Source organism: Mycobacterium sp. FW102-FHT13B02 (assembly GCF_058790275.1).
In genome coordinates, this window is the sequence record NZ_JBYTCM010000018.1 from 75,334 (window position 1) to 100,617 (window position 25,284).

Below are 25,284 nucleotides of genomic sequence, written 5' to 3' on the forward strand. Positions count from 1 at the left end.
CCCGCCCCTAGCGTCGCGGGCGTGACCGAGATGCGCGCCGAAACCGTGACGATCGGCAGCTGGCGGGAACTCCTAGGTCCCAAGTATCTGGGTGCGTCGACGGTGCTGGCCGGTGGCGTTGCGCTGTACGCGACCAACGAATTCCTGACCATCAGCCTCCTGCCGAGTGCCGTGAACGACATCGGCGGCGGACGGCTCTATGCCTGGGTCACCACGGTGTACCTGGTCGCATCGGTGATGGCGGCGACGACGGTCAGCGGCATGGTGGCCCGCTTCGGTCCACGGCAGGCATATCTGTTGGGGTTCACCGTCTTTGCGCTAGGTAGCGTCGTATGTGCCCTGGCGCCGACCATGGAACTGATGCTCGCCGGGCGCGTGGTGCAGGGAGCTGCGGGCGGCACGCTGGCGGGCCTGGGCTATGCCGTGATCAATACGGCTCTGCCGCAATCGCTTTGGCCCAAGGCGTCGGCCCTGGTCTCGGCGATGTGGGGCGTCGGGACGTTGCTCGGCCCGTCGTCCGGCGGCTTGTTCGCCCAATTGGGCGTGTGGCGCTGGGCGTTCGGCGCGCTGGCCATCCTCACCGTGGCGGTGATGATCCTGGTGCCGTTGAGCCTGCCGGGCAGGTCCGCCGGCCACGAACGTGAACCGTTGCGGATTCCGCTGTGGTCGTTGGTGATTCTCGGGTCTGCGGCCATGGCCATCAGCGTGGCGGGCATCCAGCGCAGCGTGCCGCTCATGGTGGTGCTGTTGGCCGCGGGCGTGGCCCTGGTCGGCCTGTTCATCGTGGTGGACCGGCGGATGCCGGTGAGCGTGTTGCCGAAGACTGCCTACGAGCCGGGTCCGTTCAAGTGGATCTACGTGACCTTGGGTGTGTTGATGGCGGTCACGATGGCCAACATGTATGTGCCGCTGTACGGGCAGCGCCTGGCGGGCCTGGTCCCGTTGTCCGCAGGCTTCCTCGCCGTCGCGCTGAGTTTCGGCTGGACGGTGAGCGAGATCGCCAGTGCCTCGGTCACCTCGCCCGCCCGGGTGGTGCGCATCGTGGCGGTGGCGCCGCTGGTGATGGCGATCGGCTGGGGTGCGGCGGCAGCCAGCCAGGTCGACGGCGCCTCAGCGACTGCCGTGGCGGTCTGGGCGTTCTCGCTATTGGTGACCGGCGTCGGCGTCGGCATGGCATGGCCGCACTTATCAGTGTGGGCGATGGGCCGGGTCGACGATCCCGCGCAGGGCACGGTTGCCGCGGCCGCTATCAACACCGTGCAGCTGATCTGCGGAGCTTTCGGTGCCGGGCTGGCCGGCATCGTCGTCAACACGGTGGATCGGCCCGACGCGGTCGGCGCCAGTTGGTTGTTCGCGGTCTTCGCCGGGCTTGCCGCGCTGGGCTGTGTGGCGTCGTACCGGGCCAGTCGGGGGAGCCGGCAGCCCTCCGATGCCAGCGCGGGCTAGCCGACCACGGTGGGTTGAGGCTCTTCGCGTCGAACGGCTTCCCGTGCCAGCAGCCGGTCGCGTTGTTCCTCGAACCTGCTGGCTTGCTTCTCCATCGTCTCCAGATAGGCGGCCAGTTCCTCGCGGCGCTTTTCGCCGCGGGCGGTGAAATCGGTTCGATCGAAGATCTTCCACTGGCGCAGCGGCGGTAGGACGACTTCCTCCAGGTGCTGGCGCAGATCGTAAATGCCGTGCTTGGCCATCAAGACGCCATAGCGGCGGAAGTTCGGCATGCCGGTGCCAGGCATCCGGAACTTTTCGATCACCGAGGCAATCGAATGCAGGGTCTGGTCCGGCGCCAGATCGAGTGCGGCTGCACTCATCTGGCGGTAGAAGATCATGTGTAGGTTCTCATCGGCCGCCACCCGTTGCAGCAGACGGTCGGCCACCGGGTCGTGGCACACCTTGCCGGTGTTGCGATGACTGACCCTGGTGGCCAATTCCTGGAACGTCGGATACACGATGGCCATCAGCACCCCGGCGCCGATGGCGTCCTCCTCTTCGGCGGTCGGTGCAAACCCGTTGGTTACGTGCTCCATTCGGGCCTGCTCCAGCGCCACCGGGTCCACCCCGCGGTTCACCACCAGATAGTCGCGCAGGGCGATGCCGTGCCGGTTCTCTTCTGCGGTCCAGCGGTTGACCCACGTGCCCCACGCGCTGTCGAGCGACAAATGGGTCATGGCCTCGCGGTGGTACGACGGCAGGTTGTCCTCGGTAAGCAGGTTGGTGATCATCGCTGCCTTGGCGAGTTCACTCAGCTGAGACTGTTCCGGGTCCCAGTCCTGGCCGCCTGACGCCACGAAGTTCTTCCCGTTGCCCCAGGGCACATAGTCATGGGGATACCAGTGGACGGATCTCGACAGATGCTGGTTGAGCGCGTCGGCGGCTGCTGGCTCCAGCTCGGCTAGATATTCAGCATCTGTCAGGTCGCGCATTGTCCGTCCCATCTCGTTTTGGGGAACGTACAGGAACGGGAACTGACGATTGCGTCACACCACCCGTCAGTCGGGATCTTCTACGAGTTGTCTGACCCCGGTGACGCCCTCGACCTGGGCCAGCACAGACGCCGCCCGCATGACTCCGGAGCCGCCGAGCGTCAGCTGGACACCGACGTGACCGGGCGGTGCTTCGAGAGGTTCGCCCGGCGGGTCAGTCTCGAGGTCGGTGATTTGCCAGTCACGTCGACCGCACGCCTGCAACACGTCCCGTAGCACACCACGGTCATCGGCGTAGGTGATGTGGAGCCGGATGGTCGCTCCCAGGCGCGACGCCAGCCGTCGGGCCAGCGGCATGAACCCGACGATGATCAGCAGGTGCATCCCGGTCATCACGGTGGCCAGCAGGAGCAGTCCGGCCCCGGCGGCCATGCCGATCGCCGCTGACTCCCACACCGAGGCCGCAGTGGTCAGCCCGTGCACCGAACCCCGGCGCACGATGATGATGCCCGCGCCGAGAAAGCCGATGCCGGAGACGATCTGAGCCGCGACACGCGACGGGTCGACGATCACCAGTCCCGGGGTCAGCACGTCGCCGAAGCCGTACTTGCTCACCAGCATGATCAGCGCGGCAGCGGTGCCGACGATGGTCTGGGTGCGCAGACCGGCACTCTTGCCCTGGATTTCGCGTTCCAGGCCGATGAGCGCGGTAAGGCCGAACGCGACCGCCAGTTCGATGATCTGTCGCGAGCCCTGCCCGGGTCCGCCGAAAAAGACGGGATCTGCCAGCCACTCCATGAAGGACAAACTAACGCGCTCCGATCAGTTTTGGCGGCAGTCGAAGTCTGTCTTTCAGAAGGCCGATTTCCGATTAGGGGTGATGTCATGACTGCGCAACCAGCCGCCTATCCCGACGTCGTTTCGCGGGAGGAGTGGGTCCGGGCTCGCACGAAGCTCCTGGCCCGGGAACGCGAGGCGACGCATCTGCGCGACGCGGTCAACGCCGAGCGTCGCCGGCTGCCGATGGTGAAGGTCGAGAAGGACTACGTGTTCGACGGCGCCGACGGCGCAGTCAGGTTGCTCGACATGTTCGAGGGTCGCACGCAGCTCTACATCCACCACTTCATGTGGCTCGATGCGATCGATGCCGGCTGTCCGAGCTGCACCGCCGCGGCGGATCTGACGTTCACCGAAGGGGATCGAAAGCTGTTGCACGGCAAGGGGGTCACGTTCGCATGCGTGTCCCGGGCGCCGTACGAGAGCATCGCCCGATACCGAGACCGGCACGGCTGGACGTTTCCGTGGTACTCGTCGCGCGACGGGGACTTCACCTACGACTTTCATGTGACGCTCGACCCGGCACGGGCGCCCGTCGAATACAACTACAAGTCGCTCGACGAGCTGCACGCCGACGGCTGGACCGACGACGACCTACGCGGAGACTGGCCCGGCGCAAGCGTTTTCCTCCGCCGCGGCGACGAGGTGTTCCATACGTACTCGGCATATGCGCGCGGGCTCGACCATTCCGCGGTCGGGTACCCGTTCCTCGATCTGACCCCTTACGGCCGTCAGGAGCCGTGGGAAGAGTCGCCGGCCGGCTGGCCGCAGGGCGGCGCGGTGGTGGGCCGACCCGTGGGTGACTGCTGCGAGGGGTAGCAATCACCGCGATCAGAACCCTGGGCGGGCGGACGCTCGACTGGCACCGTGGTGATCAGTGCGGGTGTGGCTGAGTGGCTAGGCACCGGCCTGCAAAGCCGTTCACACGGGTTCGAATCCCGTCACTCGCTCCAATACTGGAAGCTCGGCAGGTGCCACCACCTGTCGAGCTTCCAGGTCAGCGTTTGTCTGCTGAAGGCCGCGCCCACGGGACGTCGAACCGTTCCATGAGGACGCCCTATGCGCGGTCTCCTCGACGTCATGGGTGAATACGTTGGTTGACGACCAGCGTCACGCCGCCATGAGTCACCTCGAGCAGCAGCCGCTCAGAATCGAGGTCCATGACCCGTTGGCTCTGTGAGGTGCGCGCCAACCGCGATAATTCGAATGAAATTCCGCCTGCGACTTCAGCTTCGGCTCCCACGACACGAGCTCCCGTCCCGTGCCGATTCAGCATCACATCATCTGCGCTCGACAAGGTTCTGACGTGGGGTGTAGCGATCAGCAACAGGGGTACGCTCCTCCTAGCGACGGAGACTGGCATGGTTGCCTGTATTCCTCCGCGCGCGAGGTGGTCAGCGGTGGCAACTTCGGTGTTGAGAAGCCAGCATGGAGCCGCTGATCCCCGTTTCGATCACAGGTGTCGGCGGCGGAAGACGTGCACCATCCGTTTTTGGTCGGCCCGCCTGCTAAGCGTGAGCCAGGTGGATCTGCCGCGCCGCAACAGTATTCGACGAGGATTGCGGAGAACCCGCGGGAAGTGAGCGCACTCGCCGAGGCCATCGGCACCACCGATCAAACGGGTCCGTAAACGCCTCAGGCAAGATGCCTCAGGTGACGTACAGTTCGCCGACCCTGTCTGATCTCGTCAGCACGCTGCTGGTGGATCAGACCGATGACCACCACTTCGTGGCCACCCAGCTCGACAACCCCAGCCACCACATCGCCGGCGGCCACCTCGCCGGTCAGGTGCTGGTGGCGGCGAGCCGGACCGCGCCGGGGCGTAGCGCACACAGCCTGCACGTCTACTACCTGCGCGCTGGTGACGCCCGGCATCCGGTCGAGGTCCAGGTCGACGCCGCGCGCGACGGTGGCACGCTCGCCACCCGCCGCATCACCGCCCGTCAGGACGGCGAGGTTCTGCTGGAGGCGTTGGCGTCTTTCAGCACCCCGGTCGACGCGCTCGATTACCAGAACGTCATTCCCGATGTGCCCGAACCGCTTTCGGTCCCGACCATGGCGGAGCAGCTCGCCGGCTACGCCGAGGAGTCCGGCGGGTTCTGGGTCCGTGACCAACCGTTCGAACTGCGGTACATCGACCCGCACCCGCGGCTGGCCAAGGATCGGCTGGGCAAGGACGCACCGGACCCGGCGCCGCATCTGCGGATGTGGTGGCGGCCGGCCGATGCCATCCCGGACGACCCGGCATTGCACGCTGGACTGCTCGCGTATCTGACCGGCACCACCATGCTGGAGGCGGCGATGATCCCGCGCGGTGCGCTGCCGGCCCACACTTTTTCGGCGCTGATCGACCATGCACTGTGGTTCCACCGGCCGGTCGATCTGAGCGATTGGGTGCTGTCCGATCAGACCTCGCCGAGCGGTATCGGCGGCCGCGGCCTTGCGAGCGGGACGATGTACAACCGCGCCGGACAGTTGGTGTGCGTCGCCACACAGGAGCTGTATTTCGGTCGTGGCTAACGATCTCGGGCCTGAAGCGGTCCCGCTCACTGGACGAAACACCCGACCGTTTCGTCACCATTAGCAAGACCGTTGCGGTGGCTGCCGCTAACATCGGTGCCGGTAAAACACATTTTTGACGGTGTCCCCGGCGAACTCGTGTGGTGAAACCGCACCACCGGCCGCACTTCAGCGGCTACTGTCTGCGGTGACGCCGGCAGGTACGCCGGATGCACAAACCTGGATAACGGGAGGCCATTGATGAGCGGCTACCAGACCGTGGTCGTCGGTACGGACGGATCGGATTCGTCACTGCGTGCTGTGGAGCGCGCTGCCCAGATCGCCGCGGGGGCCAACGCGAAGTTGGTCGTGGCAACCGCCTACTTCCCGCACGCCGATGATCAGCGTGCGGCCGACGTCCTGAAGGACGAGGGCTACAAGGTGCACGGCGATGCGCCGATCTACGCGATCCTGCGTGAAGCCCGCGACCGTGCCGAGGCAGCCGGGGCCACCCAGGTGGAGGAGAAGGCCATCGTCGGTGCTCCCGTCGACGCGCTCGTCGACCTGGCGGAGAGCACCAATGCCGACCTGCTGGTCGTCGGTAACGTCGGTCTGAGCACCATCGCAGGCCGTCTGCTCGGCTCTGTCCCGGCGAACGTGGCCCGCCGAGCCAAGATCGACGTGCTGATCGTCCACACCTCGTAAGTTCGGATTTCCCTGAGGCCCCGGCGTACTGCCGGGGCTTCAGTGTTTTTCGTGCCCGTAAAGTTTCCAGGCATGGCCCGAAGAAGTCTCGTCCTGACGTCGTGGACGGCGTTGTCGCTGACCGTCGCAACACTGGTCGCCGGCTGTGGTGCGAACGATCGGACTGCCGCACCGGTTACGACCTCCGCGCAATCGTCCGAGACCGCTTCGACGATTCCAGCCGTAGCCCCGCCGGACCCGAGCGTGGCGCAGCACCCCGCGGTGGTCGCGGCGCAGGCGAGTGTGGTGCGGGTCCACGGCGTCGCCCACAGCTGCCGAAAGCGGTTGGAGGGCACCGGGTTTGTGGTGGGACCCAAGCGGGTCATGACGACGGCGCACGGCGTCGCGGGAACCGACGCGGTCTCGGTCGAGGTGAACGGCACCAAGTACGACGGCCAAGTGGTGTCGTTCGACCCGAACATGGACATTTCGATCCTCGCGGTCCCGGACCTGCCGACGGCCCCGTTGATGTTCTCCGAGGCGCCTGCGGTCAGTGGCGCCGACGCCGCGGCCCTCGGGTTCCCGCATGGGGGCGCGTACGAGGCCAAACCGCTGCGCATCCGCCAGATCATCGAGCTACAGGGACCGGACATCTTTCGGACCGGCACCGTGACCCGCGAGGTGTATGCCCTCAGAGGTGCTGTGCAGCAAGGCAATTCAGGCGGTCCGGTGATCGATCTGGACGGCCGCGTGCGCGGTGTGATCTTCGGGGCGGCGCAGGACGATCCCGACACGAGTTTCGCGTTGACCGCGAAGGAAGTCGGACCCCAGTTGGCGCTGGTCGGCAACACCCAGCCCGTCCCGACGGGTCAGTGCGTGGGCTGACCGCTCCAGCGGCTACCAGCCGCGCGCGCGCCACTCCTCGAGGTGCGGCCGTTCGGCGCCGAGTGTGGTGTCGTCGCCGTGCCCGGGGTAGATGATCGTCGAGTCGGGGTAGACGTCGAAGACCTTGCGGGTGACGTCGCCGAGCAGCCGCTCGAAGTCGCCCTCTTGCCAGGTCTTGCCGACCCCGCCCGGAAACAGGCAGTCGCCGGTGAACAGGTGGGTGACCTCACCGTCGGCGCCGCGCAGCGCCAGCGCCACCGAGCCCTCGGTGTGCCCCTGCAGGTGGATGACATCAAAAGTCAGCTCACCGATGGTGATGGTGTCGCCGTCGGCCAGGATCCGGTCGGGTTTGACCGGCAGCGGCTCGGCGTCCAGGGCATGCGCGGCGGTGGGTGCACCTGTGGCTTCTGCCACTTCGGCCAGGGCCTGCCAGTGGTCGAAATGCTGGTGGCTGGTGACGATGAGTTCGACGTTCGGTGCCTGTGACCTGATCAGCTCGACGAGCGCCGGTCCGTCGTTCGCGGCGTCGATGAGCAGCGTCTTTCCGGTCGCGGAACAAGTGATGAGGTACACGTTGTTGTCCATCGGTCCGACGGATGCCTTGACGATCGTCGCGGCGGGCAGCGTGCGACGTGCCGCGGTGCCCGCCGCGACATGGCCGGTGTACGTGTCATTGACGACGATCATGACGCCACCGTATCCGGACTTGTCGGTGGGGACACATAGCATGGCGCTGTGGTGTCTGGATTGCCCAGACTGGTGAAGGGATACGTGTGTCGGACCGTCTGATCGTCAAAGGTGCGCGCGAGCACAACCTGCGGGGAATCGACCTTGACCTGCCCAGAGACTCGTTGATCGTGTTCACGGGCCTGTCGGGTTCGGGTAAGAGCTCGCTGGCGTTCGACACCATCTTCGCCGAGGGGCAGCGCCGCTACGTCGAGTCGCTATCGGCTTACGCCCGCCAGTTCCTGGGCCAGATGGACAAGCCGGACGTGGACTTCATCGAAGGCCTGTCACCGGCGGTGTCCATCGACCAGAAGTCGACCAACCGCAATCCGCGGTCGACCGTCGGCACCATCACCGAGGTCTACGACTATCTGCGTCTGCTCTACGCGCGCGCCGGCACGCCGCACTGCCCGGTGTGTGGGGAGCGCATCGCCCGGCAGACGCCGCAGCAGATCGTCGATCAGGTGCTCGCCATGGATGAGGGCATCCGCTTCCAGGTGCTGGCTCCCGTCGTCCGTACCCGCAAGGGCGAGTTCGTCGACCTCTTCGACAAGCTCAACGGCCAGGGTTACAGCCGCGTCCGGGTCGACGGCGTCGTGCACTCGCTGACCGATCCACCGAAGCTCAAGAAGCAGGAGAAGCACGACATCGAGGTGGTCGTCGACCGCCTCACCGTCAAGGCCAGTGCCAAGCAGCGGCTCACCGACTCGGTCGAGACCGCGCTGGGTCTGGCCGACGGCATCGTGGTGCTCGAGTTCGTCGACCGCGACGACAACCACCCGCAGCGCGAGCAGCGCTTCTCCGAGAAGCTGGCCTGCCCCAACGCGCACCCGCTGGCCGTCGACGACCTTGAGCCCCGGTCATTTTCGTTCAACTCCCCGTACGGCGCCTGCCCGGAGTGCACCGGTCTGGGCATCAAGAAGGAAGTCGACCCCGAGCTGGTCGTGCCGGACCCGGAGCTGACGCTCGCCGAGGGCGCCGTCGCGCCGTGGTCCATGGGCCACAACTCCGACTACTTCACCCGCATGATGGCCGGCCTCGGTGAAGAGCTGGGCTTCGACATCGACACCCCATGGAAGAAACTTCCGGCCAAGGCGCGCAAGGCGATCCTGGAAGGCTCCGACCACCAGGTGCACGTCCGGTACAAGAACCGGTACGGCCGTACCCGTTCCTACTACGCCGACTTCGAAGGCGTGCTGGCGTTCCTGCAGCGCCGCATGGAGCAGACGGAGTCCGAGCAGATGAAGGAGCGCTACGAGGGCTTCATGCGGGACATCCCGTGCCCCGAGTGCGCCGGCACGCGGCTCAAGCCCGAAATCCTGGCCGTCACCCTCTCCGCCGACGACGATGCGAAATCCATTGCGCAGGTGTGTGATCTGTCCATCGCCGACTGCTCGGCGTTCCTGAACGCACTGACCCTCGGCTCGCGCGAGCAGGCCATCGCCGGCCAGGTGCTCAAAGAGGTTCAATCACGGCTGGGCTTCCTGCTCGACGTCGGTCTCGACTACCTGACGCTGTCTCGGGCCGCGGGCACACTGTCCGGTGGTGAGGCGCAACGTATTCGGCTCGCCACCCAGATCGGTTCGGGTCTGGTCGGTGTGCTCTACGTGCTCGACGAGCCGTCCATCGGTTTGCACCAGCGGGACAACCGCCGCCTCATCGACACCCTGGTCCGGCTGCGCGACCTCGGCAACACGCTGATCGTGGTCGAGCACGACCTCGACACCATCGCGCACGCCGACTGGGTCGTCGACATCGGTCCGGCGGCCGGCGAGCACGGTGGCCAGATCGTGCACAGCGGCACCTACAAGGAGCTGCTGAAGAACACCAGATCGCTTACCGGTGCCTACCTTTCGGGCCGCGAGCAGATCGAGGTGCCGGCCATCCGCCGGCCCGTCGACCGTAAGCGGCAGATCACGGTGGTCGGCGCGCGTGAGCACAACCTCAAAGAGGTCGACGTGGCGTTCCCGTTGGGTGTGCTGACGTCGGTCACCGGTGTCTCGGGTTCGGGCAAGTCGACGTTGGTCAACGACATCCTCGCGACCGTCATGGCCAACAAGCTCAACGGCGCCCGGCAGGTGCCGGGCCGGCACACCCGGATCAACGGGCTCGACCAGCTGGACAAGCTGGTGCGCGTCGACCAGTCACCGATCGGTCGCACCCCGCGGTCCAACCCCGCGACCTACACCGGCGTGTTCGACAAGATCCGCACCCTGTTCGCGGCGACGACCGAGGCCAAGGTCCGCGGCTACCAGCCGGGCCGGTTCTCGTTCAACGTGAAAGGTGGCCGCTGCGAGGCATGTTCGGGTGACGGCACCATCAAGATCGAGATGAACTTCCTGCCGGATGTGTACGTGCCGTGCGAGGTGTGCCAGGGCGCCCGCTACAACCGGGAGACCCTGGAGGTGCACTACAAGGGCAAGACCATCTCGGAGGTCCTCGACATGCCCATCGAGGAGGCCACCGAGTTCTTCGAGCCCATCAGCTCGATCCACCGGTACCTCAAGACGCTCGTCGACGTCGGTCTGGGCTACGTCCGGCTGGGCCAGCCCGCGCCGACGCTGTCCGGCGGTGAGGCGCAGCGCGTCAAGCTCGCCGCCGAACTGCAGAAGCGGTCCACCGGGCGCACCGTGTACATCCTCGACGAGCCGACCACGGGCCTGCATTTCGAGGACATCCGCAAGCTGCTCAAGGTGATCAACGGTCTGGTCGACAAGGGCAACACGGTCATCGTCATCGAGCACAACCTCGACGTGATCAAGACGTCGGACTGGATCGTGGACATGGGACCGGAAGGCGGCGCCGGTGGCGGCACGGTCGTGGTGTCCGGCACACCGGAGGACGTCGCGGCCGACCCCGACAGCTACACCGGGCAGTTTTTGGCCGAGTTGTTGCCGACTCCCGTGCTGCCTGCCGCGCCCGCGAAGCGACGCCGCAAGGCGGCGCTCTAGCCGGTGCCGATCAACCGGCCGTGTGAGATCAGTGAGCCGACCTGCTTGAGGCGGCCGCCGCGAATGCTGACGTCGAACGCCTGGATGTGATCGACCGTGGCCAACTGCTCGGCGAGATAGCGGTAGAGATGTCGTTCGTCGCGGCAGATCACCACGGCCATCAGGTTGGCGGGGCCGCTGACTGCGGCGACCGAGGCGATCTCGTCATGGCACGTGATCCGTTCGGCCACCGACGCGAGGTGTCGCGGCATCGTGGAAATCCAGATCATCGCGTTCAGCGTGAATCCCAGGCGCTCCGGCAACACGTCGAGGTCGTAGGCCAGGGTGTCGGACGCCACCAGCGCGGCCAGGCGGCGTTTGACCCGGGCCGGTGACCAGCCGGTGAGTGCCGCCAGTGCACTGTCGGCGATTCGACCGTCGTCGGCAAGTGCGTCCAGCAGTGGTCGGTCATCGGCCGTTGGCGCGGCCGGCTGCTCTGGGCGGGCAGGTTCGAGTGGTCGCAGCCTGGCGATCTGGTCGGGGGCCAACGCATGCCCGTAGCCGGTCCAGTGCCCTCCGGCTACTGAGCCGAACACGTTGAGTACCAATTCGATTCGCATGTCGAGGACCGCCGATGTACGCGGCAGTCGCTGTAGCAGTCCGTCGCCGGCATCACCGATCGGGGCGCGGGCAACGCAGACCAGTTCGGTGCCACCCGACAACGCGTTGACGTGCGTGACGTCTGGCCGGCGGACCAGCGCCTCGGCGAGCCGAGGGAGATCAGCGGGCTTGGCGCGGACGCGGACTATCCACTGGCATTCGCCGTAGACCCGCGGGTTCACCACGCCGACTACACGGAGCACTCCGTCGCGTCGCAGGGCTCGGTAGCGGCGCGCCACGGTCTGCTCACCGACGCCGATGACTTCGGCGATGTGCCGAAAGGATGCTCGCGGTGCCACTTGCAATGCGTGCAGAATATGACGGTCTACTGCCTCCATAGTGAGGAAAATCTACCGAGTAGCGGCGTCAGATGCCTGTTTTTGACGCTCAGACCCAAATTTGTTGTCGAATTTCGTCGTGTTGTCGAAGCTGGAGTCCGGTCAGGTGACGTCAACCGAAGGATGCATGATGGAACTGGGAATCGGTCTGCCAAACCACATCGCCGGGGTCTCCGGTGCGACCGTGATCGGTTGGGCCCGCCGCGCCGAACAGCGCGGGTTCGAATCGGTCACCGCGATCGACAGGATGCTGTACCCGGGAATCGACCCGCTGACCACCCTCGCGGCGGCCGCCGGTGCGACCGAAGGACTGACATTGGTGACCAATGTTCTTCTGGCGCCGTTGTATCCGGTTGTTCCGCTCGCCAAACAGCTCGCCGGCGTGGATCAGATGTGCGGTGGCCGGCTGGTCGTCGGCCTCGGCGTCGGCAATCGGCCTGCCGACTACGCCAGTGCCGGCTCGGATTTCGCAGGGCGTGGCCGGATTCTTGACGAGCAGGTCGAGCGGATGCGTCGGCTGTGGGCCGGCGATCCGGTCGCCGAGGGCGCTGCGTTATGCCCTGCGCCCGTAAGTATTCCGCTGCTGTTCGGCGGACGGTCGGCGGCCACGGTGCGGCGGGTCATCACCGTCGGCGACGGGTGGGCAGCCGGTGCTGTGCGCCATTACGACGCCCAGTCAGAACTGGCCGAGCAGATCCGCGCCGGCTGGCAGGCCGCGGAGCGAACCGGCCGCCCGTACCTGCAGGCATCGGTGAACTTCGGCCTCGGGCCGGCTGATGCCGTCGCGGCGGGGCGGGATCACCTGGCTCGCTACTACGGCTTCGCTCCGGAGTACGCGCAGGTGAACGTCGACGACATGGTCTGTTCCGCGGAGGACGCCCGCCAAACGGTGCGCCGGTATCGCGAACTCGGTTTCGACCGGCTGCTGTTCCATCCGACCGGCGCGGCCGTCGAACAGCTGGACCGCCTGGCCGACGCGATTCTCTAGCGCGCGTTCCTATCAGGCGCTTCTCGTGACAGAACCTGTGCGAGTGGCGAGGGAAACCGCGGCTTGACCCGTACCCCATCGAGCCAGTCCGTCAGCTCGGAGGCCTTGCGCTGCAGCGCCTTCCGCGCTGACGCGCCGACGTCCTCTACGTACTCCAGCTGCACCCGACCGTCGACGTCCTGACCCCAGGCGCCGACGAGGCGGCCGTCCCACCAGATCGTGGGCCCGGCGTTGCCGGAGCGGTCGAACAGCTGCCCGGCGTGTGGGCCGAGGTACCAGGATCGGGCCTGCCAGCCCATGACGGTCGGGTCGAGGCCGGGCAGCAGTGCACCCCAGGGGGAAACCGGGGGAGTGGCGTCGAGATCGTCCGGCAGGACGAACCCGGTGTCGTCGGACCCTTCCAGCGCGACTTCGGCGGCCTCGATCGAGCGCAACCCCTCACGGGCCCACGTCAGGGTGTGACCGAACCACCACTTGATGTCGGTGGCAGTGGCGGGGCCGAAGGTGCGCAGCCAGGTGCGCAACAGGACGGCGCGGGCGGCGTCAGGGTCCAGGGCAGCGGCCGGTTCAGGTAACCAGTGCGCCGCCGCGCTCCACAGCGGGCGCGCCGTCGTCCACATGCCGTCGTTGGGGCCGCGCAGTACATGGCCCTGTGCGGACAGCACGGTCATGACCCGCGGCGCAATGGGCGTACTTCCGCCCCAGGTTTTCCCGGGCGCCGGATCTCGGCTGCCCGCCAGCTCGGGCAAGGCAGCTCGCAGCGCAGCGGTGCCGGCCACCAAACCCGCTTCCAAGTGCCCGCGGACCGCGGCGGACGCGCGCTCCAGCCAGACCTCGCCATCGGCCGCGATACCCGATTTCTCGACGTCCCCGATCAGCCGTTTGCGCTCGGTGGCCGCCACCCGATCGCTGGCCGCGGCCTGCACCGCGGGCAGGTCCGCCGTGTGCACGACCCACAGCGTCCGGCGCATGGCCATGTGTTTGACCAGACTGCGGTCGCGGTAGAGGGCGCTGTCCAGATCCGTGACGGTGAAACCGGGCAGCCGCGCCCACAGTGACAGGTACGGCGTGGCGGGGTCGGTGCCGTGCAGCCCGACGAGGGACCGGGTCACTTCGTCCAGGCTCGACGCCTCACCGTTGAGGAAGTGCCGTTGCGCCAAGCGGTTACGCCGCTCGGCGATGCTGAAGGTGCGCAAGTCAGCTGTCGTGCATCGAGCGACGAATCTGCTCGAGCCGTTCCGCTGCGGCCTTCTGCCGGGCCTCGTACTGTTCCTCGACCGCCCGGCCCTCTGGTGTCTCCGCGGCCAGCTCGGCCGAGCCGATCGCCGTGCCGTACCGGTGCTCGATCTTCTCCCGTACCGACTCGAACGTAGGAACTCCGTCGGGGGTGTAGCCGGGATCTGTCGGAGCGGTCGGCGGGACGGCGACGGGTGCCGAATCCACCGGCACGATCTCGGCGTCGATCGGCTGGTTCGGGTCGCTCGATGGCTGCTCGGCGGCGGTTTCGTCGGCCATGGCTTCACGGTACCGCGCTGCAAAGTTGGGATCGGTAGCCGCGACGTCTGCGTGTACTTACGGCACGACGACGCCACCGGGGCGGCGTACAAGGAAGGGAAACCCTCTGACATGAACATCAATCGCACTCTGGCCGCTGGTATCGGCATGCTGGCCGTGGGCGCCACCTTGATCGGCTGCTCTACCGACAAGGGGGACGGTCCGAAGGCGTCCGGCCCGGGTTCGGTGACGGGCGGCGGCAACACCGTGGTGAAGGTGGAGGGCCAGGACCTGGCCGGCCTGGACCTGAAGTCGGTGACCTGTGTGAAGCAGGGCGGCACCATCAACATCGCCAGCGCCCCGATCGGTGGTGGCGCGCAGGGCCTCGGCGTCGTGATGACCGACGCGGCACCGCCCAAGGTGCAGTCCCTGGGCCTGGTGGTCGACGGCAACGCTCTTGCGGTGTCGGAGATGGGCGGCATGAAGACCGGGTCGGCTGACGTCAAGGTCGACGGCAGCACGTACACCATCACCGGGCAGGCCGCGGGTGCTGACATGAAGAACCCGATGGCCGGGATGATCTCGAAGAACTTCGAGATCAAGGTGTCCTGCGGCTGACATGCCCAAGGCTGGCCGGGCGGCGGGTGTATTGAAGCAATCGGATGCACCCGCTGCTCGTCGCCCCGTCACTTCGCTCGCCGGCCTTATGATGCGGCCGTGTCGATCACCGGCGAACTCGCTCGCGCCCGCGCGCTGATGTTCGCCGCCGACGAGGTGACAGCCAAAGAACTGCTGCTGTCACTGATGCCAGCCATCGAAGCCGCCGACCGCGATGATCACATGCTCGAGGTCTGCGCCCAGCTCGGCGAGATCTATCTGATCCGCAGCGCTCTGGACGGCGTGCGCGAATGCATCCGGCGGATCGATGACTGCCTCGACATCTACGCGTCGATCCTGGCCGGCCGCGCACCGGCCGAGATCGTCGCGCAGATGACCATGACCCCCGAGGACGCGGATCACATGCTCAGCCGCTATCGCCGCCGGGCCACGTTTCTGCGGACCGGCCTGGCCGCCGCCATCGGCGACCACGAGGGCGCGGCGCAGTCCCTGACCGCGCTGGACAACCGGTCCCCGTACGTCGATCTTGAGGACGAACACACCTACCTCCTCAGCCACGCCCGCATTCTGTGCGCGCTCGCGCTCTGCGACGACGACCTGCACGTCCATTCGGTGCCGTTGTGGGATCAGGTGCTGGCCACGCTCGCAACACCGGCCGACGAGCCCCAGCGTGAGTACCTGTGGGTGACCGGTGCGCTGGGCTACGCGCGATTCTGTATCGAAACCGGCAAGGTCGACGAGGCGCTGCCGTGGCTGCGCCGGGCCGAGGCGCGGGCACAGGCGCGAGGCTGGGAATTGGCCACGGCCCGAGCACAATTGGAGCGGGCGGCGGTGAGTTGGCTGGCCGGTGACCAACAGTCCACAGAGGCACTCGTCACCGCTGCGTATCCCGAGATCGCACGGCAGGCGCGGGCCCACGAGGTATCCCGATGCTGGCTGTACTTCGGGCTGACCCGGCTGGCGGTCGGTGCGCTGCAGGCCGCCGAGGAATGCTGGGGCCATGCCGAGCGGCACTGGCGAGAACTCGGCAAGCCGCTGCACGTGCACCGCATCCTGCTGCAGCGCAGCTGGATTGCCATCTTTCGTGGCCAATATGACGAGGCGCGGGCGCTCGTCGGTCAGGCCCGCGCCTGCCTGGATTCCTCGCCGCGCAGCAGCTGGCTGCAGTACGCCCGGTTGGACGACCAGCTGGGTACGGTCTGGCGCGCAGAGGGACTCGCGGACCTCGGCTTCGATGCCGCGGGGGATCCCACCGACACGTGGGCACAGGCCGAAGCGCGCTACCGCGGTGCACTCGGCACGTGGTCCGCTGAACCGGACACCGACGAATACCGGGCCGGCATGGCCAAACTGGCCAGCGCCGCCGACCTGAAGTTGCCTGCGGCCCTTGCCGTCGACTCGGTGCGCTACTCGATCACCGATGCCGAGGCCCGCGCACGCTGGGCCACCGGGGTCGCCGCGCCGCTGCTCGCCGGAGCGTTCGCGGTCGCGTGGGAATCGCAGAATCCGGTCCTGGTCGGCGAACTGATCGAATATCACAGCGCCCGCGGCGCGTTCAGCGTCAGCGCTGCGAAGGACGCGACGAGGGAATGGGCCCGGGCCACCACGGCGGCGACGCCGGTAATCGATGTCGAGCAGCTGGCCTCGGTCGCCTCCGGACCGGTCGCAGTCGGCGCTGCCGGCCTGATCCGCCTCGGGCCGCTGCCGCCGCTGCAGATGGAACCGGACGGTGCGCCGGTGCTGGCGCGCTACCGTGAACTGGCCGAGGCCCGGTACGGCCGCGCCGTCACCGCGGATCAGGACGCGTGGTCGACATGTCCGTAACCGACACCACCACAACGACGTTGGTCCTGCGCTTCGCCGATATCGGGATCGCGACGTACGTCAGCCTACGAGTGGTCGGCTCGCCCGGGCGGCTGGTCACCTGGACGGTGGCAGAGGATGTTCTCCTCGCGGTGACCTCGGCGCTGGCCGAGGCGTTGCCGGATCCGCTTGACGGTGAACACATTTCCGCGGCGCTGGTCCGGTCTCTCGCCACCGGCCCGTTCGCGACCGTCGGGCGGGAGCGCGAACTCGCCCGGCTTCTGGGTGCACTGCTACCCGATGAGGCCTGGGACTTGGTACGGCGGTACACGGACGAGCCGGAGCCGCCGGTGCTGTTCGTGTCACCGAGCGCCCGCCTGAGCCGCGTGCCGTGGGGCCTGCTCGCCCAGCCCACCGGCAACGACGACCGGCGCCTGATCGAACTGGCCGACCTTCTGCTCGCGGCACCGCCGAACATCGCGAATGCGCCCCGTCGCCAAGCGAATCCGGCCGGGCCGCCACTTCTGCTGCTGGACCCGAAGGTGCCGGGCCAGCGGCCGGATTCGGCACTCGGCTCGGTGCTGGGGAGACCCTCGCCGGACACCGTGCTGGCCCGGCACTTCGCGGGGCGCCCCGCACTGCCGGCCGTCGCGGCACCGGTGGAACTCTTCCGGCGCGCTGACGCCGACCGGCACTGGCTGGCCGATCAGCTGGCTCAGCAGCCGGCGCGGCTGGTGTACGTCGGCCACGCCAGCGCGGCCCCCGACCGTGATGGCTCGGCCGACCAGGCCGCACTGCATATCGCCGAGTCCGAGCCGCTGACCGCTGCCGACATCATGGTGATGGGATTGGCAGTCCCGCCCCGGGTCGCGTTGTTGGCATGCGCATCGGCCGCCGACTACCGGTTCGACGAAGCCACCGGACTGGTGGCGGCGATGATTCTCGGTGGCGCGCAGGTGGTTACCGCGACCCTGTGGTCCCTGCCGACGACGGCCGGGTACCGCACTGCCACATCCGGGGACTCGGATCCGATGTCCGAGGTGATCATCGCCGTCGATACGGCACACGAGGCGACGACGCCGGCCCGTGCCGTGAACCGCTGGCAGCGAGACTGCTTGCACCGTTGGCGAACCGGCGACGCGGCGCTCAGCCCCGTCTACTGGGCGGCCCTGATGACGTTCACCGTCGACGGCGCGCGCTGACCATGCCGCCGACCGCCTATCCTGAGCCGATGACCAGCGGGCCGCAGCCGCGTCGCGCCGTCATCGACGCCGCGTGGCGCGAGATCGGGCCCGGGCTCGAGTTGCTCAGCAGTCCCGACGGCGGTCCGCTGAGCCGCGCGGTGAAGCGGATCATCGACCCGCTGGTGCTCCGGCTCCGGGTGCATCCCGAATATTCGGCACCCGTGGTCGCCGCCGATATCGCGGACGAGATGCGCGGGGTGATCATCGACCATTCGGCTCAGTTGCGCGCTGCGGCAATGTGGTTCGCGCTACTCAAGGCGCAGCGCCGGCGCGAGCGAATCACCACCGGCAACGCCCAAGAACTCTATTTCCCGGTGTGTTTCGAGCTGGCTGCCACCAGAGGCGAACCGGGACAGGATGATTCACACGTCGTGGCAGAAGCGCTGCGCGACGTGCACGGCGACCGAGACCGCACCGCGGTGGAGCGGCTGCACGAGTATCTCGCCGATCCCGCAGTGTTGGAGACGCTGTCGCGCCAACTCGACGCCTGCTGGAGTGACGTCCGGGCGGGAGGCGAGCCCGCCGCGCCTTTTCTCGCCGGGTTGACGACGGTGCTCGGTCCGTCGGGCGGACACAACGCCGATGCCGCACGGCAGCGCGTCTGGACCGCATTGATCGGCGACAGCACGCCGTACAACTTCGGCGCCAGGATGCGCGACGCCTCGGCCGCCGTGCCGTGGACGGTCGACCAGATCGGATTGTCCGCTGCGGCACCACAGTCGAAGCCGACGGTCGCCGGTTCCCGCACCGCCGAACGCCCACTCGATCGCAGCGTCGTCGACCGGGTCCGGGCGACGCTGCGCCGCGCTCTCGACCGCGACGAGCTGCCCGACCTGCCGACCCTGTGCGCCGAAGAGGCGGACCGCGCGGCCTCCCCGTGGGGCCTGCTGGCCGAGGACAATCAGGCCACGCTGGTCGCCGGCATCGAGATCGGGATGGACCTGGCGCCACTGGAGGTGCACCACCGGTCGCGCTACCACCTGGCAGGACAAATCCAGGCCCGGCTCCGCAAGGAAGCGTATGTGCTGCACGCCCGCCGATACCTGACCGGGGGCGGCCCCGTCCACCCACGACAGCAGCACGTCGTGGACGACCTCGCGGCGTTCGTCCGTCCCTACGTCGCCCGGCTGTGGGCCCGGCTGCACGGCCGCGACGTCTGGCAAGAATCCTGCGGTGATGCCGGCGAGGTGCGTGGCCTCTTGGACGGGGTCGCCAGATCGGTCAGCCTCGATCACCGCCAGCGCATCAAGGCGATGCTCGAATTGGAGGCGACAGGATGAAACTGACTGTCGATTCCGGGTTGTGGGCCTTGGGCTCCGAGGTCGAGGCACCACCGGAGGTGGCGGTGCTCGAAGTCAGCGGCGCCGTCCTCGCATGGACGATCCACGACGCGGCGCAGGCAGTCCGGATCACGTTCACGGACCTGCCTGCGGCCGACTGGTTGTGGCGGCTGGTCGGGGAGGCCGGGCACGTGGCGGTGGCCGCCGCCGCGGAAACAGCCGCGACAGCCGGCAGTGTCGACCTCGCCGACGTGCTGCCGCGGCCCGAACCCCTTGCCGCACTCCGGCGTCTGGCCGTCGGGCACTGGCTGCGGCGATGGTGGCCCGCCAGTGCGCGCGACGGCATCACCCCGCTCGACGCCGCGGTGCTCGACGCCGAGGTCGCCCTGGCGACGGCGGCGTTGGAGGACTACTTCAGCCAGGACACGCTGGACTCGGATATCACCGGACTGCTGACCCCGCACCGAGAGGCGTTGACGCGTCTCGCGGCCTCCGGTGATTCGCGGGTGCTCGGCCTGGTCAACAGCTGTATCGGCCTCGCCGACGACACCGGGCTGGGGGACTGGTCGGAAGTCCTTGGGGCGCGGGCACAGTCGCGGCGGGATGACTATGCGCTCGCCGCCGGGCAACCCGGTGCGGGGGACACCGGCGCCATCGCGGGCGGCGTCGCATCGGTCTCATGGACCGCGGTGCCGGCGCGGATGTTCGACGCCGCCGAGCACACCATCGACTGGTCCGTGCAGGCGCGCGACGGTGCCGTCGTCGCCGATATCCGCGTCGCCACAATGGGTCCAGCCGACGGGATACCGGTACGCCTGGACTCGGGGGCGATCACCGGTGGCGGCACGCTCGACGTCGACGGCAATGCCACTTTGCCGTTGTCGGTCACCGAAACCCAAGCGTGGGGCCATGATTGGACCGATACCACGGTGACCGTCGGTGCGCAGAACAGCGAGACGGAGTCAGTTCGGGACCGGGTCCGGCGCTACGTGCGGGCCCGGCTCGCGGCGCCCGGCCCCGATGCCTTCCTTGCCGAGATTCTGGCTGCTGAAGCCGATTACTAGGCCGTCACCGGCGCGCGGCCTGAACCGGAACGGGCGGCGCTGTCGCACCGGGCAATGGCAGCCGGGGCACACCCGGCGTTCCGACCTCCCCGGCCAGCCACGGCAGCCCCGCGGCGAATGCCTGCGCGGCAAAAGGCCAGTCGTGCTTGCCCGGTCGCTCGACGACTGCGCACCGGATGCCACGGGTGCTGCCGGCGCCGCACAGCGAATGTGCCGCCACGGTCTGCGCGGGCAGCGACCCGCGGGAGAGCTCGGGCCCGCTGATGTCGTACCAGGCCGCGATGTCGTTGTAGGTACGGCGGGACATCACCGTCATCGGGTCCCAGTCGGCGTACGTGGCGGTGCTGCCACCGAATAGTCGCTGCACCGTCTGCCGCCGGTCGCCCGCGTTGGGCGCGATGTCCCCGGCGATGTCCTGGAATGCGCTGAACAGGTCCGGATGCATCACGGTCAGGTCCACCGCGCAGGTGCCGCCCATCGACCAGCCGACGATGCCGCGGTTGCGACGGTCGGCACTCACGCCGTAGTTGGCGGTCATGAAGGGCAGCACGTCCTTGATCAGGTGGTCGGCGGAGTTGCCGCGGGGGCCGTTGACGCACTCGGTGTCGTTGTTGAACGAACCGCCGGGATCGACGAACACCAGCACCGGGGCGTTGCCCTGATGTGCGGTGGCGAAGTCGTCGACCGTCTTGATCGCGTTGCCGGCCCGCAGCCAGTCAGCGGGCGTGTTGAACTCGCCGCCGATCATCATCAGCATCGGTAGCCGGGGCGGGGGGTTGCTGGCGAACCACGCGGGCGGCAGGTAAACGTACTCGTCGCGGTGTGTGAATCCTGATGCCGCCGAGCCTGTTTGGACCTCGACGACGCTGCCCCTGCTGGGTATCTGTCGTGCCTTCTGCATCGCGACGACGGTCTCGGGTCGCGTCTGGCCCGGCACCGGCGCCGACCGGGCCTGCTCCCACGCGGTATCGAGATTGGGGAAGTACCCGACCCAGGTGTTCAGCGTCAGTGCCGTGCACAGCACGCACAGCGGCACTGACACGACGGCGAGCCCGCGGCGCCACCAGCGGGTGGCACGCCATCCGACGATCACCAGTACCGCTGCGGTGCCGGTCACTGCCGTCCACACCCACAGCCGCGTCGGCGCGGGATCGTCGGACCAGCCCTGCGTCGCGACGACCCAGCGTGCGGTGGCGGTCAACAGCACCCCGGCACCGGCGGCTACGGGCAGCCAAACGGTGCGCCACCGGCGGTTGCGCCAGCCGACCGCGAGGATCAGGACCGCCACGGCGACGGCCTGGACGGTGAGGGGCAGCCAGCCGTGCGTCAACGAAATGTGTTGCTCGCCATAAAGGCCGGCGGTCGCTGCCTCGGACGTCACCATGCCAGCGTGACGCGGAAAGCTGGGAGGTGCCTGTGTGCTACCTGGGCTTCGCGAGGGGGAATGGGAGCGTCTCGCGGATGCTGCGACCGGTGATCAGCATGACCACGCGGTCGACGCCCATACCCATTCCGCCCGTCGGCGGCATGGCGTACTCCATGGCCTGCAGGAAGTCCTCGTCGAGCTCCATGGCCTCGTGATCGCCGCCGGAGGCCAGCAGAGACTGTTCCTCGAGGCGCCGGCGCTGTTCCACCGGATCGGTCAGCTCGCTGTAGGCGGTGCCGAGTTCGACACCCCAGGCCACCAGGTCCCAGCGTTCGGCAACGCCCGGGACGCTGCGGTGCGGCCGGGTCAGCGGCGACACCGAAGTGGGGAAGTCCTTGTAGAACGTTGGTGCCTCGGTGCGGTCTTCGACCAGGTGCTCGTACAGCTCCAGCACGATGGCCCCGGCATCCCAGTGGGTCCGATAGGGGATCGTCGCGGCGTCGCACAGCTTGCGCAGCGTCGCCACGTCGGTCTCCGCAGTGACGTGCTCGCCCAGTGCCTCGGACACCGCGTCGTGCACCGTCTTGACGGGCCACACCCCCGAGATGTCGACGGGTGTCAGGCCCCCGTCGGGACCCGGCCGCATGACGACCTGGGCGCCGTTGGCCGCCGCGGCGGCGTTCTGGATGATCTCGCGGCAGCCGTCGATCCAGACGTTGTAGTCGGCGTGTGCCTGGTAGGCCTCGAGCAGGGTGAATTCGGGGTTGTGGCTGAAGTCCACACCCTCGTTGCGGAAGGCGCGGCCCAGCTCGAAGACGCGCTCGACGCCGCCCACGCACAGCCGCTTGAGGTACAGCTCGGGTGCGATGCGCAAATACAGGTCGAGGTCGTAGGCGTTGATGTGGGTCTCGAACGGCCGGGCGTTCGCCCCGCCGTGGATCTGCTGCAGAATCGGGGTCTCGACCTCCAGGAAGCCCTTGCCCACCAACGTTTCCCGGATGGAGTGCAGCACCCGGCTGCGTGCGGTGATCAGCTCCCGCGACTCGGTGTTGATCGCCAGATCCAGGTAGCGCGTGCGGACCCGGGCCTCGGGGTCGGTCAGGCCCTTCCACTTGTCGGGCAGCGGGCGCAGGCACTTGCCGATCAAGCGCCAGTTGTGTGTCAGGACCGACACCGTGCCGTTGCGGCTGGCGCCCATGACGCCGGAAACCTCGATCAGGTCACCCAGGTCGATCGCTGCGGTGAAATCAGTGACGGTGCCCTCGGTGAGCAGCGAATTGTCCAGCAGCAGTTGGACTTCGCCGGACCAGTCGCGCAGTTGGGCGAACAGCACGCCGCCATAGTCACGCAGCCGCAACACCCGTCCGGCGATGCAGACCGCGGTGTCGGCGCCGGCCTCCAGTGCTTCGGCGATCGTGTGACTGGGTGCCTGGCCGACGGGGTAGGCGTCAATGCCGTCCGCCTGCAACGCCCGTAGCTTCGCCATCCGGACCCGCACCTGATCGGGCAGGCGGCGCGCCTCGGTGGTCTCGGACGCCCCCGCCGCCAGATCGGCGACATCGGGAGCGCTGCCGTCGGCATGCAACCGGCCCGACTCGATCAGATTCTTGGGGGCCGCGGTGTGGTGGCCGGTATGGGGTTGTTCGTCGCGCCGGGAGAACGGCAGCACCAGGAAGCCCTCCGCGATTACCGACGCCACGCCGACGCGCGGGATCAGGCGCGCATCCTCGTAGCAGGCATAGCGGGGCACCCATTCGGGCAGGTACTTCATGTTCGAGCGGTACAGCGTCTCCAGCTGCCACCAGCGGGAGAAGAAGATCAGCAGTGCGCGCCACAGCCGCAGAATCGGGCCCGCACCGAGCTGCGACCCCTGCTCGAATGCCGACCGGAACATTGCGAAGTTCAGCGAAATCCGGGTGACGCCAATCTCTTCCGCGCGCTGGCACAGCTCGCTGACCATCAGTTCGATGGTGCCGTTGGGCGAGGCGGGGGAGCGCCGCATCAGGTCCAGCGACACCCCGTTGGTGCCCCACGGCACCAAGGAGAGCATCGCCACGACGGCTGCGTTCTCGCCGCCGTCGCCCTGCACGGCTTCCACCAGCAGGCAGTCCCCGTCGGCGGCGTCCCCGAGTCGTCCCAGCGCCATCGAGAAGCCGCGTTCGGTCTCCGTGTCGCGCCATGCGTCGGCATGCTTGATCACCTGGGCCATCTCGTCGGCCGCGATGTCGCGGTGCCGGCGCATCCGAACCGTCAGCCCGGCCCGGCGGGCGCGGGTGACGGCTTGCCGCACGGCGCGCATCTCGGGCCCGGACAGCTTGAACTGGTCGGGATGCAGGATGGCCTCGTCGCCCAGTTGCAACGCATTCAGGCCGCCTTGTCGATAGGCCTCGGCGCCGGCCGAACTGGCGCCCATGACTCCCGGTGCCCAACCGTAGGTCTGGCACAGGGCCAGCCAGGCGTCGATGGCTGCCGACCAGGCCCGTGGGTCGCCGACAGGATCACCGCTGGCCAGGCAGACGCCGACCTCGACGCGGTAGGTGATGGCCGCGCGGCCGTTGGGCGCGAAGACCACCGCCTTGTCGCGGCGGGTGGCGAAGTAGCCCAGCGAGTCGGTCTTGCCCCACAGCTCCAGCAGCCCGCGGATGGCGGACTCGTCCTCACCGGTGAGGGCGTTCTCGGCGCGCTGGGACTGGAACAGCACGATCGCAGCCACGATCAGCGCCACGGCTCCGAACAGACCGAACAGCGCGTTGAGGAACGCGTGCGGGTGGCCGCCCTCGAACGCTTCTTTGCCCACCGCGGCGAAGCCGCTGACCCGGTTCACCGCGTAGGCCAACCGGTAGTCCGGGTCCAGCGGGGGACGGCCGGGGAACATCTCCAACAAGCCCCAGGCCAGCAGGATGCCGACGGCCATGCCGGCCGCGAGCGTCAGGGCCGCTTTCAGCAGTGCCCCGCGGCGGACCTTGGCCCAGAACTGATTCCGCGACAGCAGCAGCACGACGATGACGCCGATGTGGAACGCCAGACCCAGTGCCTCGCCGAGGTCCTCCATGACGGTCAGGTCGACGACCGGGCGGTTGCCGGACAGCAGTCCGTAGACGTTCCAGCCGATGGCGCCGACCATGTAGACCAGCAGGATCCACCAGGCGATCCGCTTGCGCGCGGCCAACGCCGCGGCCAGCAGGACCAGCACGAACGACCACGCGAAGCTGGTGTCCGGGAAGTTGAACAGGTAGTCGTTGACGAACTCGCGCGGGATGCGGATGATCCACCGGATCAGCGGCGACAGGCTGGCGAACAGCGACAGCGTCGCGACGACACCGACGGCCCAGCCGGCCGCGGCCGGAACCCACCCCAATGTCGTCGGGCGCTGCTGCGGTCTGCTCGGCGTCAACGTCATAAGTTCGGACAATATTCGGTGAAACCTGGAAGTGTCTGCAGGGCCCCG

The 25,284-nt window shown here is 67.9% G+C and carries 21 protein-coding genes and 1 tRNA gene; 13 read left to right on the forward strand and 9 right to left on the reverse strand.

The window, feature by feature from the left end; genetic code table 11:
• The first annotated feature begins 30 nt into the window (after positions 1–30).
• Positions 31–1,446 carry an MFS transporter gene (locus AC3WTE_RS24535; protein ID WP_492441792.1) on the forward strand — a complete coding sequence of 472 codons (1,416 nt, stop codon included), beginning with the start codon at positions 31–33 and terminating at the stop codon, positions 1,444–1,446.
• On the opposite strand, the gene AC3WTE_RS24540 is transcribed toward AC3WTE_RS24535, so the two are convergent.
• Positions 1,443–2,420, reverse strand: a complete 978-nt coding sequence (locus AC3WTE_RS24540; RefSeq protein ID WP_492441686.1) for an acyl-ACP desaturase — start codon at positions 2,418–2,420, stop codon at positions 1,443–1,445. The genes AC3WTE_RS24535 and AC3WTE_RS24540 overlap by 4 nt on opposite strands.
• Before the next feature lie 66 nt (positions 2,421–2,486).
• Complete coding sequence (locus AC3WTE_RS24545; protein ID WP_492441688.1) at positions 2,487–3,218, reverse strand: MgtC/SapB family protein; 732 nt, start codon at positions 3,216–3,218, stop codon at positions 2,487–2,489.
• 87 nt (positions 3,219–3,305) lie between these two features.
• Between AC3WTE_RS24545 and AC3WTE_RS24550 the strand changes: the two genes are divergently transcribed.
• Together AC3WTE_RS24550 and AC3WTE_RS24555 are read left to right on the forward strand one after the other, a co-directional pair.
• Entirely contained in the window at positions 3,306–4,076 is a 771-nt protein-coding gene (locus tag AC3WTE_RS24550; RefSeq protein ID WP_492441690.1) for a DUF899 domain-containing protein, read from the forward strand.
• Between the two features lie 60 nt (positions 4,077–4,136).
• Positions 4,137–4,210, forward strand: a tRNA-Cys gene (locus tag AC3WTE_RS24555).
• 125 nt (positions 4,211–4,335) lie between these two features.
• On the opposite strand, the gene AC3WTE_RS24560 is transcribed toward AC3WTE_RS24555, so the two are convergent.
• The gene (locus AC3WTE_RS24560; RefSeq protein WP_492441692.1) at positions 4,336–4,500 is read right to left on the reverse strand and encodes a hypothetical protein; all 165 of its coding nucleotides are present in this window, start codon (positions 4,498–4,500) and stop codon (positions 4,336–4,338) included.
• Positions 4,501–4,901: 401 nt separating this feature from the next.
• On the opposite strand from AC3WTE_RS24560, the gene AC3WTE_RS24565 reads away from it, so the two are divergent.
• The 3 genes from AC3WTE_RS24565 to AC3WTE_RS24575 all read left to right on the forward strand — a co-directional run bounded on the left by AC3WTE_RS24565 (position 4,902) and on the right by AC3WTE_RS24575 (position 7,325).
• Positions 4,902–5,777 (forward strand): acyl-CoA thioesterase, encoded by an 876-nt coding sequence (locus AC3WTE_RS24565; protein ID WP_492441693.1) that lies wholly within the window; start codon positions 4,902–4,904, stop codon positions 5,775–5,777.
• Between the two features lie 240 nt (positions 5,778–6,017).
• Entirely contained in the window at positions 6,018–6,461 is a 444-nt protein-coding gene (locus AC3WTE_RS24570) for a universal stress protein (protein WP_459365631.1), read from the forward strand.
• Between the two features lie 72 nt (positions 6,462–6,533).
• A complete protein-coding gene (locus AC3WTE_RS24575) occupies positions 6,534–7,325 on the forward strand; it encodes a MarP family serine protease (RefSeq protein ID WP_492441695.1) in 792 nt (263 codons plus the stop codon).
• A gap of 12 nt (positions 7,326–7,337) precedes the next feature.
• On the opposite strand, the gene AC3WTE_RS24580 is transcribed toward AC3WTE_RS24575, so the two are convergent.
• Positions 7,338–8,012: an MBL fold metallo-hydrolase gene (locus tag AC3WTE_RS24580; RefSeq protein ID WP_492441697.1), complete on the reverse strand. Its 675-nt coding sequence runs from the start codon at positions 8,010–8,012 to the stop codon at positions 7,338–7,340.
• A gap of 86 nt (positions 8,013–8,098) precedes the next feature.
• Here AC3WTE_RS24580 and uvrA point away from each other — a divergent pair, with 86 nt between their 5' ends.
• Positions 8,099–11,002, forward strand: a complete 2,904-nt coding sequence (gene uvrA / locus AC3WTE_RS24585) for an excinuclease ABC subunit UvrA (protein WP_492441699.1) — start codon at positions 8,099–8,101, stop codon at positions 11,000–11,002.
• Here the strand turns inward: uvrA and AC3WTE_RS24590 are convergent.
• Complete coding sequence (locus AC3WTE_RS24590; protein WP_492441701.1) at positions 10,999–11,979, reverse strand: Lrp/AsnC family transcriptional regulator; 981 nt, start codon at positions 11,977–11,979, stop codon at positions 10,999–11,001. The genes uvrA and AC3WTE_RS24590 overlap by 4 nt on opposite strands.
• Positions 11,980–12,109: 130 nt before the next feature.
• Here AC3WTE_RS24590 and AC3WTE_RS24595 point away from each other — a divergent pair, with 130 nt between their 5' ends.
• The gene (locus tag AC3WTE_RS24595) at positions 12,110–12,967 is read left to right on the forward strand and encodes an LLM class flavin-dependent oxidoreductase (RefSeq protein WP_492441703.1); all 858 of its coding nucleotides are present in this window, start codon (positions 12,110–12,112) and stop codon (positions 12,965–12,967) included.
• On the opposite strand, the gene AC3WTE_RS24600 is transcribed toward AC3WTE_RS24595, so the two are convergent.
• Complete coding sequence (locus AC3WTE_RS24600; RefSeq protein WP_492441704.1) at positions 12,964–14,163, reverse strand: winged helix DNA-binding domain-containing protein; 1,200 nt, start codon at positions 14,161–14,163, stop codon at positions 12,964–12,966. The genes AC3WTE_RS24595 and AC3WTE_RS24600 overlap by 4 nt on opposite strands.
• A gap of 1 nt (position 14,164) precedes the next feature.
• Positions 14,165–14,482, reverse strand: coding sequence for a PspA/IM30 family protein (locus AC3WTE_RS24605; RefSeq protein WP_492441706.1), 318 nt, complete (start codon positions 14,480–14,482; stop codon positions 14,165–14,167).
• A gap of 111 nt (positions 14,483–14,593) precedes the next feature.
• Here AC3WTE_RS24605 and AC3WTE_RS24610 point away from each other — a divergent pair, with 111 nt between their 5' ends.
• The 5 genes from AC3WTE_RS24610 (at position 14,594) to AC3WTE_RS24630 (ending at position 20,470) form a co-directional block, all read left to right on the forward strand.
• Positions 14,594–15,079 (forward strand): lipoprotein LpqH, encoded by a 486-nt coding sequence (locus tag AC3WTE_RS24610; protein WP_459365622.1) that lies wholly within the window; start codon positions 14,594–14,596, stop codon positions 15,077–15,079.
• Positions 15,080–15,178: 99 nt separating this feature from the next.
• The gene (locus tag AC3WTE_RS24615) at positions 15,179–16,903 is read left to right on the forward strand and encodes a hypothetical protein (RefSeq protein ID WP_492441708.1); all 1,725 of its coding nucleotides are present in this window, start codon (positions 15,179–15,181) and stop codon (positions 16,901–16,903) included.
• Positions 16,885–18,084 carry a CHAT domain-containing protein gene (locus tag AC3WTE_RS24620; RefSeq protein ID WP_492441710.1) on the forward strand — a complete coding sequence of 400 codons (1,200 nt, stop codon included), beginning with the start codon at positions 16,885–16,887 and terminating at the stop codon, positions 18,082–18,084. Before AC3WTE_RS24615 ends, AC3WTE_RS24620 begins: the two co-directional genes overlap by 19 nt.
• Before the next feature lie 29 nt (positions 18,085–18,113).
• Positions 18,114–19,406 carry a hypothetical protein gene (locus AC3WTE_RS24625; RefSeq protein WP_492441712.1) on the forward strand — a complete coding sequence of 431 codons (1,293 nt, stop codon included), beginning with the start codon at positions 18,114–18,116 and terminating at the stop codon, positions 19,404–19,406.
• Entirely contained in the window at positions 19,403–20,470 is a 1,068-nt protein-coding gene (locus AC3WTE_RS24630) for a hypothetical protein (RefSeq protein WP_492441714.1), read from the forward strand. Before AC3WTE_RS24625 ends, AC3WTE_RS24630 begins: the two co-directional genes overlap by 4 nt.
• Positions 20,471–20,474: 4 nt before the next feature.
• Here AC3WTE_RS24630 and AC3WTE_RS24635 read toward each other — a convergent pair whose 3' ends face one another.
• Entirely contained in the window at positions 20,475–21,854 is a 1,380-nt protein-coding gene (locus AC3WTE_RS24635; protein WP_492441716.1) for an alpha/beta hydrolase, read from the reverse strand.
• A 37-nt stretch (positions 21,855–21,891) separates the two neighbouring features.
• Complete coding sequence (gene lysX, locus AC3WTE_RS24640; protein WP_492441717.1) at positions 21,892–25,236, reverse strand: bifunctional lysylphosphatidylglycerol synthetase/lysine--tRNA ligase LysX; 3,345 nt, start codon at positions 25,234–25,236, stop codon at positions 21,892–21,894.
• Between the last annotated feature and the right edge of the window lie 48 nt (positions 25,237–25,284).